This window comes from Bacillus sp. JH7, assembly GCF_001563515.1.
In the GTDB taxonomy this organism is placed as follows: Bacteria; Bacillota; Bacilli; order Bacillales; family Bacillaceae_G; genus Bacillus_A; species Bacillus_A cereus.
Window position 1 is genome coordinate 819,192 of record NZ_LPUS01000001.1, and the last position, 14,335, is coordinate 833,526.

The following is a 14,335-nucleotide window of genomic DNA, read 5'->3' on the forward strand; positions in this document are numbered from 1 at the left end:
AAAAACTTTTTGTTCTGAGGTGTAAGTAACGCTCGTATAGATTGATTTTAGACATTTACATACAAATGGAAGAATTAAAGTTAATTGTACTGTTTTAATAATGAGCAGGGGGTTTAGCCACTGCTCATTATTAATTATTTGACTAACTTATATATGTTTACTTTTAGTATGAAAAGTGTGTAAAATCAATGTGAAACATAGAAAAAAGGGTGGGGAATTACGTGCAAATTAGCAGTGCGATTTTATGTTTCGTCTTATATGCGTATGTTATTATTGCGGCGGTTTATTTTGGGATAAGTTTTTATGCCTATCGTCTAGTAGATAATAATGAATATGACGAAACATACAAATGGGTGAAGAGATATTTATCACCTGTACTAGAAATTATGAATGGGTTTGTGCTCTTTTTATTTATTGGATTAATTGCTTTCTCAACGAGTTTAGTAGGGAATAAAACTACGTTATTTGTATTGGGTATCATTATTTTTATGTTGTTAGGAATAAGGATTGGTAATACGGTCTTTTGGAATGAAAGAAAAGTAGATGGTTGGACGGGAATGTTAATTCCGTGCATGTTAGCTGCAATCGTGACAAATATAGAGCATGAATATTATCAATTACATTTTTGGCTTATTATCGTTTTAACAATTCTTTCTGTTTTGTATATAAGCACAGTAGTACTAACATATATTGCACATGAAAAAGGAGATGTTAAAGGCACTCGTTTCTTTAGAGGACGGGCATTATTTTGGAGTGTGCCGACGATGGCAGTTATCGCGCTTATTGCGATATTAGTAAATGGATATCAATTTTCTAATTGGCAACTATTTTTAGAAAATTGGTGGATCTTTATCTTTTCGTTTATTGCTTTTTTAGGTGCAACGCATTATTTATTCCATCAACATCATTACATATGGGCGTTGTTATTTGCATTCACACAGCTTCTATTTGCCTTTTTTGGTCAAGAAACATTATTATTCGTTTTTGAAACATTTAGTTCTTTTGGAAATATATTTGTATTTGCTATGCTACTTGTTGGTATCGCTTTTTACTTGCAACAATATTTTTATATACAAAAACAAAAATAAGAGCTAATCATAGTTTTTGTGACGCATATAAAGTGTGTTACACTGAAAATAAATAGTACTTGAAGTTATTGGAGGAATTCTTGTGGGTGAGAAAGAAAAAGAATTTGCTGTCATTGGACTTGGTCGCTTTGGTGGAAGTATTTGCCGAGAACTAGCTCAATTAGGCATGGAAGTAATGGCAATCGATTCAGATGAGGATAAAATTAATGAATTTGCAAATATAGCTTCGCATGCTGTAATTGCAGATTCAACAGATGAGATGGTATTAAAAAGCCTTGGTATTCGAAATTTTGATCACGTAGTCGTTGCTATTGGAGATAATTTAAATTCAAGTATTTTAACGACTTTGATTTTGAAAGAGTTGGGTGTAAAAAATATTACTGTAAAAGCTCAAAATGATTATCATGAAAAAGTGTTAAGTAAAATAGGTGCAGATCATATTGTGCATCCAGAACGTGATATGGGAAAAAGGATTGCTAATAATATTGCATCAAGCAATGTGCTAGACTACCTTGAGCTTTCAGATGAGCATAGTATTGTAGAGATTATTGCGAATAAAAAAATTGATGGGCACTCTTTAATTGAATTAGATATTCGTGCGAAGTTTGGATTGAATATTGTAGCAATTAAACGAGGTAAAGAAGTTATCGTATCCCCTCGAGCTACGGAGAATATTCAAGCAGGAGATATATTAATTGTCATTGGTCATGACGATGAAGTGGATCGATTTAAACACTTTTTAAGATAAGAGAAAAGAAAAGGACAATACCTTCATGGCATTGTCCTTTTTCTTATATTTCCATAATGATTGGTAAAATCATTGGACGACGTTTCGTTTTCTCATATAGGAATGGGGCTAATGTGTCTGTAATTTCATTTTTAATTTCAGACCATTGTGTTGTTTTACGCTCCATTACTTTTTCTAAATGAGTTGTAATTAATGTTTGTGCATCATTGATTAAATCGCTGCTTTCACGCATGTAAACGAAACCGCGTGAGATGATATCAGGTCCTGCTGCAACTTTAAATTCTTTCATATCAATGCTTACAACTACAATTACAAGTCCTTCTTCAGAAAGGATACGACGATCGCGTAATACGATATTGCCAATATCTCCAATACCGTTTCCATCAATGTAGACCGAACCAGATGGGATTTTTCCAGCTACGCTAGCTTCATCCGAACGTAAAGCAAGAACATCGCCATTATCCATAATGAAGCAATTTTCTTCAGGGATGCCACAATCATTTGCTATGTTCATGTGCATACGCTGCATACGATATTCACCATGAATTGGCATGAAGTACTTCGGTTTAATTAGACGTAACATTAACTTTTGTTCTTCTTGTCCACCGTGTCCACTTGTATGGATATTTGAAAGTTTCCCGTGAATTACATCAGCGCCAGCGCGGTACAACATGTTAATTGTACGACTTACGCTAATTGTATTTCCTGGAATTGGTGAAGAAGAGAAAACAACTGTATCTCCAGGAATAATTTGAATTTGGCGGTGTGTACCATTTGCAATACGTGAAAGTGCTGCCATCGGTTCACCTTGACTACCTGTACATAAAATAACAACTTTATTAGCTGGTAAGCGGTTTAGTTGAGATGCATCTATGAATGTATCTTTCGGGCAACGAATATAACCAAGGTTTTGTCCAATTTCAATCGCTGCTTCCATACTTCGACCAAACACAGCTACTTTACGGTTGTTTTCAACAGCAGCTTCAACAACTTGTTGTAAGCGGTGGATATTTGATGCAAAGGTTGCAAATATAATCCGTCCTTCTACTTTACGGAAAATGTCTTGAATGCTATCACCAACGCGACGCTCAGACATAGTAAAGTTTGGAACTTCACTGTTCGTACTATCAGATAATAGACATAGTACGCCATCTTTACCGATTTCAGCCATTTTTGTTAAATCAGCTGGTTCACCAACTGGTGTGAAGTCAAATTTGAAGTCACCAGTATGAACAACTTGACCTTGAGGTGTTTTCACAACAACGCCGTACGAATCTGGAATACTGTGAGTTGTACGGAAGAAGGATACAGACGTTTTTTTGAATTTAATAACGTCATCTTCTTGAATCTCGTAAAGTTTTGCTTTACGAAGTAAGCCGTGTTCTTCTAATTTATTTTTGATGAGTGCAATTGCTAATTTTCCGCCGTAAATTGGAATGTTCACTTGACGTAATAGGTAAGGGATTCCGCCGATATGATCTTCGTGACCATGTGTAATGAATAACCCTTTAATTTTATCTTCGTTTCGCACAAAATAAGTGTAGTCTGGTATTACATAATCGATTCCGAGAAGTTCGTCCTCTGGAAATTTAATTCCAGCATCAATTATAATAATTTCATCTTGAAATTGAACAGCGTATGTATTTTTACCGATTTCACCAAGCCCACCGAGAGCAAATACAGCAACTTGGTCGTTTTTTAGAAATTTCATATCGCTATACGATTTCCGCTAATGTTAAATCAGCGTTTTCTTTTTCATATTCAAGATGAGCGCCAGTAACAGACTGAACAAACTCGATATTATATGCGAACTTATTTAACTTTGTACGAACATCCTTTTCAGACGTAGCCTCTAAATATAAAACTTTTGTATTTTCACGTACTGGAACCTCAGTTAATTTTTCTTGATAAAATACTTTAAAAATCATTTGGAAAACCTCTCCTTGTCTATGTTTTGCATTATCTGTTACTTATTATAAAGCAAACAGTCACGATTTTCATGTTTTTTCGAATGAGAATGAAGAAAAAGCCCGAAATGGGCACAATTTAAGCGATTGTCTTTTTACGGACTAGACCGTTTAAATAACGCTTGAGCTTTTTCTTCAGCTTCTTCAGCATGATTACTCCTTCCTTTCCTTATTTTAAACATGCCTATTACTAGTGAAAACTCTATCTCTGATATAAGAGATAGGACAAAAGTGAATGGTGAATCTTGTCCTTTCCCATACAGTGAAAGTTATTCTATAGTAACGATCAGTAGCCGTTAGTTATAGGTATAGTATGAGGAAGAATGGAAAAGAAAATTCATCCGAACAAGTATCTACATGTTTTACTAATATATATATGCAAAGTTTACAAATAAGGTCAGAAAGGGAACGCTTTCTTCACAGATGTTTAATATGTTATACTTTTTTTTAGAATTTGAAAAGTGATATTCAAAATAGGAATATAGAGTCCCAGAAAGGATTTTGACAAATGAATGATAAAATTGTCTTTTTTGATATTGATGGAACATTATTAGATCATGATAAAAAAATTCCGCAATCTACACGAGATGCAGTAAAACAGTTACAAGAAAAAGGTGTACATGTAGCAATTGCGACAGGGCGCGCGCCATTTATGTTCGAAGATATTCGCAGGGAACTTAATATACATAATTATGTTAGTTTTAATGGACAATATGTTGTCTTTGAAGATGAGGTAATATTTAATAATCCGTTACATCCAGATGCTTTACATAGGTTTACTCAGTTTGCAAAACAAGAAGGATATCCACTTGTATATCTTGACCATCAAGATATGAGAGCATCAGTGGAATATCATGATTATGTGAAAGAAGGCTTTGGAAGCTTAAACTTTGAGCATCCAGCATATGAGCCTAATTTTTATGAGGAACGTAATATTTATCAAACACTACTTTTTTGTGAAGTAAATGAAGAGGAAAAGTTTATTAATCATTATCCAGATTTTCATTTTATTCGTTGGCATGCATATTCAATGGATATCATTCCGAATGGTGGTTCTAAGGCAAAAGGAATTGAGAAATACATTGAAAAGTTAGGTTTTAATCGTGATCAAGTGTATGCATTTGGAGATGGCTTAAATGATTTAGAAATGATCGAAGCCGTTGGCACAGGTATTGTGATGGGAAATGGCCATGAAGACTTGAAAAAACTTGCAAATCATGTGACAAAGGATGTTAATGAAGACGGTATATATCATGGACTAAAGTGGGCTGGATTGCTATAAGTGAATATGGAACCCATTTCATAATAAAAAGGCGGAAGATTAACTTCCGCCTTTTTATTATTATCGCTCTAGAGGTTTGGAATCATCAGGAGCGGCAAAAGGATTTTCTTTATTGATATGGTCATAGAACATAACGCCATTTAAATGATCAATCTCGTGTTGGAATACGATTGCTGGTAAACCTTTTAAACGTAATTTTACTTCTTCTCCGTTAATAGAAGTTGCTTTTACTGTAATTCTTGTATAACGAGGAACATAACCAGGTACTTCGCGGTCTACAGACAGACAGCCTTCACCACCCTGTAAATATGTACGTTCAACAGAATGGCTAATGATTTTTGGATTGAATAATGCATGGCTATATAATGTACCATCCGCATCGGTTACATGAACTGCAATCATTTTTTTTGAAACACCGATTTGCGGAGCCGCTAATCCGATTCCAGGGCGTAAACTATATTTTTCAGCCATTTCAGGATCTTGGCTATTTATTACGAATTCAATCATTTCTTTTAAGGTAGTTGTATCTTCTTCGCTTGCCGGTAATGACACCTCTTCTGCAACGTTGCGCAAAATAGGATCTCCTTCGCGAATAACATCTTTCATTGTAAGCATATGTAATCTCTCCTTTCCTCTTTAGTCTACCAAAGGAGATGGAAAAAGTCATCGGCAAGAAAGGGAAGGCATTTTGGAAATTGTTCTATTATAGAGTAGTTATGTATGTGATAAAAAGAAAAAGACGGCAAAGCCGTCTTTTTCTTTCCATAGTTGTTTCGTTTTACATTAGCGAATGCAAGCAGCACCAACGATAATTAAAAGAATAAACAACACAACGATTAAGGCGAAGCCGCGTCCAGACCCGCCACAAGAACCGCCATAACCGTAGGAAGGATATGAACAAGTTGGATAGCAATATGAGTATCCGTACATGAGATGACCTCCTTTATCATTTCCCGCTAATACTGCGGTTACTATAATGTATGGAAGAGAGGGTAGAAATGTATAGGTATTTACCTAAAAAAGGAAGAGTAGTTTGTATATTTTTGTTACGAAGAGAGAAAAACTAAAGAGAATTAAATCGTTTACATATTATTCTAAGAGAAAAAATAAGTGAAAAAGGGAATAATATAACAGTAGGTCAATGCTTACTAATACAGATGTAAAAAATAAAAACACGTTTGTGTAGTAGAAACCTGCATATTATTTATAAAAAAACGTATTCAAAGTAATTGACATCGTAATTAGAATAGTTGTAAACTAAAAAACGTGATCAAGATTGTATTAATATGTTTCTGAAAAAACATTAGTACAGATTGTTAGGTACACAAAATTATTCTCAACCGACATACAAACATGTTGGTTTACATCGTTGCGCTTTTTAAACTGGAAAATAGCCAGTGAAAGCGTTTCAGAATATGGTTCAAGAGAGGAAGAGGTGAACGGAATGGGTACTAAAACAAAAAAGACCCTATTTAATGTTGATGAGCAAATGAAAGCTATCGCAGCTCAATTTGAAACATTACAAATTTTAAATGAAAACGGTGAAGTTGTGAATGAAGCAGCTATGCCTGAATTATCTGATGATCAATTAAAAGAATTAATGCGTCGTATGGTGTATACTCGCGTATTAGATCAACGTTCTATTTCTTTAAACCGTCAAGGACGTTTAGGTTTCTACGCACCTACAGCTGGACAAGAAGCTTCTCAATTAGCAAGTCATTTCGCACTTGAAGCAGAAGACTTCATCTTACCAGGATACCGTGATGTACCACAATTAGTATGGCACGGATTACCATTATACCAAGCATTCTTATTCTCTCGTGGACACTTCATGGGTAACCAAATGCCTGAGAATGTAAATGCATTAGCTCCACAGATCATTATCGGTGCGCAAATCATCCAAACTGCTGGTGTTGCGTTAGGTATGAAACTACGTGGTAAAAAATCTGTTGCAATTACTTATACTGGTGACGGTGGTGCTTCACAAGGTGACTTCTACGAAGGTATGAACTTTGCAGGTGCATTCAAAGCTCCAGCAATCTTCGTTGTTCAAAACAACCGTTATGCAATCTCTACTCCAGTAGAAAAGCAATCTGCAGCTAAAACTGTAGCACAAAAAGCAGTAGCAGCAGGTATTTACGGAATTCAAGTAGACGGTATGGATCCATTAGCTGTATACGCAGCAACTGCTTTTGCTCGTGAGCGCGCAGTAAATGGCGAAGGCCCTACTTTAATCGAGACTTTAACATTCCGTTACGGTCCACATACAATGGCTGGTGATGACCCAACTCGTTACCGTACAAAAGATATCGAAAACGAATGGGAACAAAAAGACCCAATCGTACGCTTCCGTAAGTTCTTAGAAGCTAAAGGCCTATGGTCTCAAGAAGTTGAAGAGACAGTAATCGAAGAAGCAAAAGAAGATATCAAACAAGCAATTGCTAAGGCTGACCAAGCTCCAAAACAAAAAGTAACTGATTTAATGGAAATCATGTACGAAAAAATGCCTTACAACTTAGCTGAACAATATGAAATCTACAAAGAAAAGGAGTCGAAGTAAGCCATGGCTCAAATGACAATGATTCAAGCAATCACTGATGCTTTACGCGTTGAAATGAAAAATGACCCTAACGTACTTGTATTTGGTGAAGACGTTGGTGTAAACGGCGGTGTATTCCGTGCTACTGAAGGTTTACAAGCTGAATTTGGTGAAGATCGTGTAATGGATACTCCACTTGCAGAGTCTGGTATTGGTGGACTTGCAGTTGGTCTTGCACTTGAAGGATTCCGTCCAGTTCCAGAAATCCAATTCTTCGGTTTCGTTTATGAAGTAATGGATTCAATTTCTGGTCAATTAGCTCGTATGCGTTACCGTTCTGGTGGACGTTGGACTGCTCCAGTAACAGTTCGTTCTCCATTCGGTGGTGGTGTTCATACTCCTGAACTACATGCTGATAGCTTAGAAGGATTAGTGGCTCAACAACCTGGTCTAAAAGTTGTTATTCCATCTACTCCATACGATGCTAAAGGTCTTTTAATCTCTGCGATTCGTGACAACGATCCAGTTATCTACTTAGAGCATATGAAATTGTACCGTTCATTCCGTCAAGAGGTACCAGAAGGTGATTACACAATTGATTTAGGTAAAGCTGATATCAAACGTGAAGGTACAGATGTATCTGTTATCGCTTACGGTGCTATGGTTCACGCTGCATTAAAAGCTGCTGAAGAACTTGAAAAAGAAGGTATCTCTTTAGAGGTTGTTGACTTACGTACAGTTCAACCATTAGATATCGAAACAATCATCGCTTCTGTTGAAAAAACAGGTCGCGTAGTTGTAGTTCAAGAAGCTCAAAAACAAGCTGGTATTGCAGCTAACGTTGTAGCGGAAATTAACGACCGTGCAATCTTAAACTTAGAAGCTCCAGTTGTACGTGTTGCAGCTGCTGATACAGTATTCCCATTCTCTCAAGCAGAGAGCGTATGGTTACCAAACCACAAAGATATTGTTGAAGCTGTAAACAAAGTAATGAACTTCTAATTTTTAGCTTTTCATGTGCAAAAGAAATCAGCACATGCTGGTTTCTTTTGTACATATTCCATAATAATGAAATGAATCAGGGGGCTGAATTCCGTGGCATTTGAATTTAAACTACCAGATATCGGTGAAGGTATCCACGAAGGTGAAATCGTAAAATGGTTTATTAAACCAGGCGATGAAGTAAACGAAGACGATGTACTTCTTGAAGTACAAAATGATAAAGCAGTAGTAGAAATCCCTTCTCCTGTTAAAGGTAAAGTACTTGAAGTACTTGTAGAAGAAGGAACAGTTGCAATCGTAGGAGATACATTAATTAAATTTGATGCTCCTGGATACGAAAACCTTAAATTTAAAGGTGACGATCATGATGAAGCTCCAAAAGCTGAAGAAGCAGCAGTAGAAGCTCCAGCAGCGGAAGCTACTCCAGCAGCAACTGCAGAAGTAGTAAATGAGCGCGTAATTGCTATGCCATCTGTTCGTAAATACGCTCGTGAAAAAGGTGTAGACATTCATAAAGTAGCTGGTACTGGTAAGAATGGCCGTATCGTAAAAGCTGACATCGATGCATTTGCAAATGGTGGACAAACTGTAGCAGCAACTGAGGCTCCAGCAGCAGTAGAAGCTACTCCAGCAGCAGCGAAAGAAGAAGCACCAAAAGCACAACCAATCCCAGCTGGTGAATATCCAGAAACTCGTGAGAAAATGAGTGGTATCCGTAAAGCGATTGCGAAAGCAATGGTTAACTCTAAACACACAGCTCCTCACGTAACATTAATGGATGAAGTAGATGTAACAGAACTTGTTGCTCACCGTAAGAAGTTCAAAGCAGTAGCAGCTGACAAAGGTATTAAATTAACTTACCTTCCGTACGTTGTTAAAGCTTTAACATCTGCATTACGTGAATACCCAATGTTAAACACTTCTTTAGACGATGCATCTCAAGAAGTAGTTCATAAACATTACTTCAACATCGGTATCGCAGCTGATACAGACAAAGGTCTATTAGTACCAGTTGTTAAAGATACAGATCGTAAGTCTATCTTCACAATCTCTAACGAGATCAATGATCTTGCTGGTAAAGCACGTGAAGGTCGTCTAGCTCCAGCTGAAATGAAAGGTGCTTCTTGCACAATTACAAACATTGGTTCTGCAGGTGGACAATGGTTCACTCCAGTTATCAACCACCCAGAAGTAGCAATCCTTGGTATCGGCCGTATCGCTGAAAAACCAGTTGTGAAAAACGGTGAGATCGTTGCAGCTCCAGTATTAGCATTATCTCTAAGCTTTGACCATCGTTTAATTGACGGTGCAACTGCTCAAAAAGCGTTAAACCAAATTAAACGTCTATTGAATGACCCACAATTATTAGTAATGGAGGCGTAATAACAATGGTAGTAGGAGATTTCCCAATTGAATTAGATACAGTCGTTGTTGGTGCAGGTCCTGGTGGATACGTTGCGGCAATTCGTGCAGCACAATTAGGTCAAAAGGTAGCAATCATTGAAAAAGCTAACCTTGGTGGCGTATGCTTAAACGTTGGATGTATTCCTTCAAAAGCGTTAATCAATGCAGGTCATCGTTATGAGAATGCAATGCATTCTGATGACATGGGTATTACTGCAGAAAACGTAAAAGTTGACTTTACAAAAGTTCAAGAATGGAAAAACGGCGTAGTTAAGAAATTAACTGGCGGTGTTGAAGGCCTTCTTAAAGGTAACAAAGTTGAAATCATTCGCGGTGAAGCTTACTTCGTAGATGCTAATACATTACGCGTTATGACTGAAGATGCAGCTCAAACTTATACGTTTAAAAATGCTGTTCTTGCAACTGGTTCTACACCAATCGAAATTCCAGGATTCAAATACTCTAAACGTGTTATCAACTCTACAGGTGCTTTAAGCTTACCTGAAATTCCTAAAAAACTTGTTGTAATCGGCGGCGGTTACATCGGTATGGAATTAGGTACTGCATATGCTAACTTCGGTACAGAAGTTACTGTAGTAGAAGCTGGCGACGAAATCTTAGCTGGTTTCGAAAAAGCTATGAGCTCTGTTGTTAAACGTGCTCTACAGAAAAAAGGTAACGTAAATATCCATACAAAAGCTATGGCTAAAGGCGTTGAAGAAACAGAAACTGGCGTAAAAGTTAGCTTTGAAGTTAAAGGTGAAATCCAAACTGTAGAAGCAGACTACGTATTAGTAACTGTAGGTCGTCGTCCAAACACTCAAGAAATCGGTCTTGAGCAAGTTGGAGTTAAAATGACTGACCGCGGCATCATCGAAATCGATGAGCAATGTCGTACAAATGTACCAAACATCTATGCAATCGGTGATATCGTTCCTGGACCACCATTAGCTCACAAAGCTTCTTACGAAGGTAAAGTAGCTGTAGAAGCAATTAGTGGCCATGCATCAGCTATCGATTACATCGGAATTCCTGCAGTATGCTTCACTGATCCAGAACTAGCATCTGTTGGTTACACTAAAAAACAAGCTGAAGAAGCTGGAATGACTGTAACTGTATCTAAGTTCCCATTCGCTGCTAACGGTCGTGCATTATCATTAAACAGCACTGACGGTTTCCTACAACTTGTAACACGTAAAGAAGATGGTCTTCTTGTAGGTGCTCAAGTTGCAGGTGCAGGTGCTTCTGATATTATTTCTGAGATTGGTTTAGCTATCGAAGCTGGAATGACAGCTGAAGATATCGCTCAAACAATCCATGCTCACCCAACATTAGGTGAAATCACAATGGAGGCAGCTGAAGTTGCTCTTGGAATGCCAATTCACATTGTAAAATAATTTAAGTAATGTAAATAGCCCTTCTCTTACAATAAGAGAAGGGCTATTTTTATTTTCATCAAATGACTTGCAAGGTCTTTAAACGTACTTGTCGAATGAATATATAATACTTTAACAAATGATTCAGGCTTAACTTACTTCAAAGGTAATATATATCATCCTATAATATGTAATTGATTCAAACTTAACCCCATATATTAATAAAATAGAGCATGTCAAAGGAGAAGGTTCCATGAAAATATTACATGTTATATTTTATCATTTACTACTATGGAGTGGCTTTTCCACTGTATTAACATTATCGAATGGTGATAAGTTTCATTATAAAGTTATTCTTTTTTTCGTATTTCTATATTTAGCCTATGTAATAGCATATTTTGTATTGCACGTAAGAAAGCAAGCTTTATTTCTTACATGTTCGAATTGTATATTATTTTTAATCATATTATCTATTTTTTAAATTAGCGTTTATAAAAATACATTGTTCTTCCATTAAATAATTGTAACTCTCCTTCTAATTTCTTCGCTAAAAAACGGCAAAATTCATTTGCTTTCCCTTTGTCACCAAATGTTGCATTAGGTGGTAAAGAAACTTGGATGAAAGATTGTTCATTTTCTATACCAACACCAATATAAATTGAGTCATACCGGTCGTGAGTGGATTGAAGTTTTAATGTTGTTGTAGATATATCTAAAATTTCATAAGGAAAAGCGGTATTTGTATACGTGTAATTAATTTGGGCACCAGTTTTAGAAGTAACTGTTTTATAATAATGAAAAAGTTGTTTTATATCATCTATTGAAACTGATTGTTGGTTGGATTTCGGTACAAGCGTAATAAAGGCGTGTTGCATATAAGTTCCCCCTAGCTTAGTAGAATACTATCATTCTACATCCTACTGAATTTTTTGACAATTAAAAGGAGTATTACATGTTTTGTTTAATATACTATTAATGAAACGTGATGTAGAAAGGTGGAAACTAATGTTTGAAAAATTGTATGATGAGCATGAAAGTGTGAAGGTACGATTTTTAGGGTTTATGACACATGATACACGTTATGATTTTGGTGTTATTTATACAAATATGTTTTTTGGAAAGCCGCTCATTGTTTGTATGCAAACAGGAAGGTCTACTTTACTCGGACGAGATGATGTAGAGAATGTTCAATATATACAGGAGATTTTTAAATTAGGATCAGAAGAGGAAGCAAAGGAGTTAGCTCAGTTTTTCAAATTTCTAGTTCCGTCAACTTCTTTACATGCGGAATATGAAGAATAATTAATGTGAAACAGTCGTACTTATAAATATGGCTGTTTTTTATTTTAATATCGCATACTAATTTAAATTAAAAATATTTAATGTGTTATACTAAAAACCTATTGACGTAAAAAGTATAACATATTAAAATAAAGACAGAAAGTTAAGCGGTTACAAAAAAGTTTTTGGGATTATAAACTTAGGGGGAAATGAAAAATGGGAACAATCGTATGTCAAGATTGTGAAGGTACAATTGCACACTTCGAAGATGAGAAAGTAACGGTACTTTACGGGAAATGTGGATCTTGCGGATGTGATCACACAGAGCATACAAAAGCCCAATAATTGATAGGAAATGGACAGCTAAAAGTTTTTAGGACCATAAACTTAGGGGGAAATGAAAAATGGGAACAATCGTATGCCAAGTATGTGAAGGAACAATCGGACATTTTGAAGATGAGAAAACGACGGTACTTTACGGAAAATGTGGAACAAATTGTGACTGTGCTAGAAAAGATAATGCGAAAGCTTAATGATAAATAAATAGATTACTATTAAAACTCAGGGGGAAATGAAAATGGGAACAATCGTATGCCAAGTATGTGAAGGAACAATTGGACATTTTGAAGATGAAAAATCAACAGTACTATACGGGAAATGTGGATCTCATTGCGAATGTGACCATAAAGAACATACAAAAGCTTAATAATAAGAAAAAGCGCCTACATGTGTAGGCGCTTTTTTAATAAATTGTAGTTGTATGACCAACTGTTGCAACGATTGCATCATCTCTAATTGGAATAAAGCTTATGGATGTCTGTGGTGTACTAGAAGAAGCATATTGGCTCATTATACGGCTATCGATACGGGTAATAGTATCAGTCAAGAAAGCTGAAATAAAAGCGTAAGGGACTCTTCGTTCATTTAATGAATAAATAATTTCTTCTTTTGTTTTTACACCCACGCCATGTCCGTAAAAAAAGAAATTTCCTAAATAGATTGTGTTTTCTCCTTGCCACTCAATCGTAGCTGGATTCACTTGTGGGTTTTTAAAGTAAACGAGGTCACCTGGAACAAGATCGCCACCGTTTTTTGTTATGAGCCTTAGATCTTGATCGTAGTCCCATGTATAAAGTAAAAGATTTGCAAATAGACGATTGAAAGTTTCTTCCTCATACAATGATAGTAAAGCTTTATAAAAAATAATGATCATAGCGGTTGCGCATTCAGTTCCATATAGTTTTCCATTTTTAAAAATATCTTGTATGGCAATAGAAGATGGTATGTTTGGAAGAAGCTCGAATCCTCCAAGGGATGTTCTTTTCCAATACTGGGGGTTGCAAAAGGATTGTTGAAATGTGCGAAACTGAAATCCACTTTGAAAAAGCTCTAGTGCAGAGATAATAATATTAACTCGTAAATTGAGATCAAAGCTGAGTTCATCAGCTGTTCGGAAGGAATAAACTTCTTGATTTCCTGCCATTATTGATAAAATTTGTTGTTTCTCTGCTGCAAATGGCTCATATTCATTTGTAATATAAGGATGTACAATAGAACGGCCTATTACAATCATAATAGTATCCCCACCTATACGTTACATTCTTAAGTATCGTATGAAGAAAAGGAAAAAAGGTGAAAAAAAAAGCCT

General features: G+C 36.0%; 18 protein-coding genes. 12 read left to right on the forward strand and 6 right to left on the reverse strand.

The window, feature by feature from the left end:
* Nucleotides 1–221: 221 nt before the first annotated feature.
* Nucleotides 222–1,088, forward strand: a complete 867-nt coding sequence (locus AU379_RS04445) for a cytochrome c oxidase assembly protein (RefSeq protein WP_001167321.1) — start codon at nt 222–224, stop codon at nt 1,086–1,088.
* Nucleotides 1,089–1,170: 82 nt separating this feature from the next.
* Entirely contained in the window at nt 1,171–1,836 is a 666-nt protein-coding gene (locus AU379_RS04450) for a TrkA family potassium uptake protein (protein WP_000504032.1), read from the forward strand.
* Nucleotides 1,837–1,879: 43 nt separating this feature from the next.
* Here the strand turns inward: AU379_RS04450 and rnjA are convergent, their stop codons facing one another.
* Both rnjA and AU379_RS04460 read right to left on the reverse strand, forming a co-directional pair.
* Nucleotides 1,880–3,547, reverse strand: coding sequence for a ribonuclease J1 (rnjA, locus tag AU379_RS04455; RefSeq protein WP_000670377.1), 1,668 nt, complete (start codon nt 3,545–3,547; stop codon nt 1,880–1,882).
* Between the two features lie 4 nt (nt 3,548–3,551).
* Nucleotides 3,552–3,764, reverse strand: coding sequence for a DNA-dependent RNA polymerase subunit epsilon (locus tag AU379_RS04460; protein ID WP_000576435.1), 213 nt, complete (start codon nt 3,762–3,764; stop codon nt 3,552–3,554).
* Between the two features lie 547 nt (nt 3,765–4,311).
* Between AU379_RS04460 and AU379_RS04465 the strand changes: the two genes are divergently transcribed.
* The gene (locus AU379_RS04465) at nt 4,312–5,085 is read left to right on the forward strand and encodes a Cof-type HAD-IIB family hydrolase (RefSeq protein WP_000998279.1); all 774 of its coding nucleotides are present in this window, start codon (nt 4,312–4,314) and stop codon (nt 5,083–5,085) included.
* Between the two features lie 60 nt (nt 5,086–5,145).
* Here the strand turns inward: AU379_RS04465 and def are convergent, their stop codons facing one another.
* Nucleotides 5,146–5,700 (reverse strand): peptide deformylase, encoded by a 555-nt coding sequence (def, locus tag AU379_RS04470; RefSeq protein ID WP_000957048.1) that lies wholly within the window; start codon nt 5,698–5,700, stop codon nt 5,146–5,148.
* A 168-nt stretch (nt 5,701–5,868) separates the two neighbouring features.
* Nucleotides 5,869–6,015 (reverse strand): YjcZ family sporulation protein, encoded by a 147-nt coding sequence (locus AU379_RS04475; RefSeq protein ID WP_000274562.1) that lies wholly within the window; start codon nt 6,013–6,015, stop codon nt 5,869–5,871.
* A gap of 514 nt (nt 6,016–6,529) precedes the next feature.
* On the opposite strand from AU379_RS04475, the gene pdhA reads away from it, so the two are divergent.
* The 5 genes from pdhA to AU379_RS04500 all read left to right on the forward strand — a co-directional run bounded on the left by pdhA (nt 6,530) and on the right by AU379_RS04500 (nt 11,887).
* The gene (gene pdhA / locus AU379_RS04480; protein WP_000536895.1) at nt 6,530–7,645 is read left to right on the forward strand and encodes a pyruvate dehydrogenase E1 component subunit alpha; all 1,116 of its coding nucleotides are present in this window, start codon (nt 6,530–6,532) and stop codon (nt 7,643–7,645) included.
* Between the two features lie 3 nt (nt 7,646–7,648).
* On the forward strand, nt 7,649–8,626 hold the full coding sequence (gene pdhB / locus AU379_RS04485; RefSeq protein ID WP_000068168.1) for a pyruvate dehydrogenase complex E1 component subunit beta: 978 nt from the start codon (nt 7,649–7,651) through the stop codon (nt 8,624–8,626).
* Between the two features lie 93 nt (nt 8,627–8,719).
* Entirely contained in the window at nt 8,720–10,009 is a 1,290-nt protein-coding gene (pdhC, locus tag AU379_RS04490; protein ID WP_000863419.1) for a pyruvate dehydrogenase complex dihydrolipoyllysine-residue acetyltransferase, read from the forward strand.
* 5 nt (nt 10,010–10,014) lie between these two features.
* The gene (gene lpdA, locus AU379_RS04495) at nt 10,015–11,427 is read left to right on the forward strand and encodes a dihydrolipoyl dehydrogenase (protein ID WP_000260104.1); all 1,413 of its coding nucleotides are present in this window, start codon (nt 10,015–10,017) and stop codon (nt 11,425–11,427) included.
* A gap of 232 nt (nt 11,428–11,659) precedes the next feature.
* Nucleotides 11,660–11,887: a hypothetical protein gene (locus tag AU379_RS04500; protein ID WP_000697469.1), complete on the forward strand. Its 228-nt coding sequence runs from the start codon at nt 11,660–11,662 to the stop codon at nt 11,885–11,887.
* A gap of 1 nt (nt 11,888) precedes the next feature.
* Here the strand turns inward: AU379_RS04500 and AU379_RS04505 are convergent, their stop codons facing one another.
* On the reverse strand, nt 11,889–12,281 hold the full coding sequence (locus tag AU379_RS04505) for a DUF1885 family protein (protein ID WP_030027712.1): 393 nt from the start codon (nt 12,279–12,281) through the stop codon (nt 11,889–11,891).
* 130 nt (nt 12,282–12,411) lie between these two features.
* Here AU379_RS04505 and AU379_RS04510 point away from each other — a divergent pair, with 130 nt between their 5' ends.
* From AU379_RS04510 to AU379_RS04525, 4 genes are all read left to right on the forward strand, one after another.
* The gene (locus AU379_RS04510; RefSeq protein ID WP_000462038.1) at nt 12,412–12,708 is read left to right on the forward strand and encodes a DUF3055 domain-containing protein; all 297 of its coding nucleotides are present in this window, start codon (nt 12,412–12,414) and stop codon (nt 12,706–12,708) included.
* A gap of 195 nt (nt 12,709–12,903) precedes the next feature.
* Entirely contained in the window at nt 12,904–13,032 is a 129-nt protein-coding gene (locus AU379_RS04515; protein WP_000536778.1) for a GapA-binding peptide SR1P, read from the forward strand.
* A 59-nt stretch (nt 13,033–13,091) separates the two neighbouring features.
* Nucleotides 13,092–13,220, forward strand: coding sequence for a GapA-binding peptide SR1P (locus AU379_RS04520; protein WP_000536803.1), 129 nt, complete (start codon nt 13,092–13,094; stop codon nt 13,218–13,220).
* A 44-nt stretch (nt 13,221–13,264) separates the two neighbouring features.
* Complete coding sequence (locus AU379_RS04525) at nt 13,265–13,393, forward strand: GapA-binding peptide SR1P (RefSeq protein WP_000536796.1); 129 nt, start codon at nt 13,265–13,267, stop codon at nt 13,391–13,393.
* 36 nt (nt 13,394–13,429) lie between these two features.
* Here the strand turns inward: AU379_RS04525 and AU379_RS04530 are convergent, their stop codons facing one another.
* Nucleotides 13,430–14,260, reverse strand: a complete 831-nt coding sequence (locus AU379_RS04530; RefSeq protein WP_000635342.1) for a protein-glutamine gamma-glutamyltransferase — start codon at nt 14,258–14,260, stop codon at nt 13,430–13,432.
* Nucleotides 14,261–14,335 lie beyond the last annotated feature (75 nt).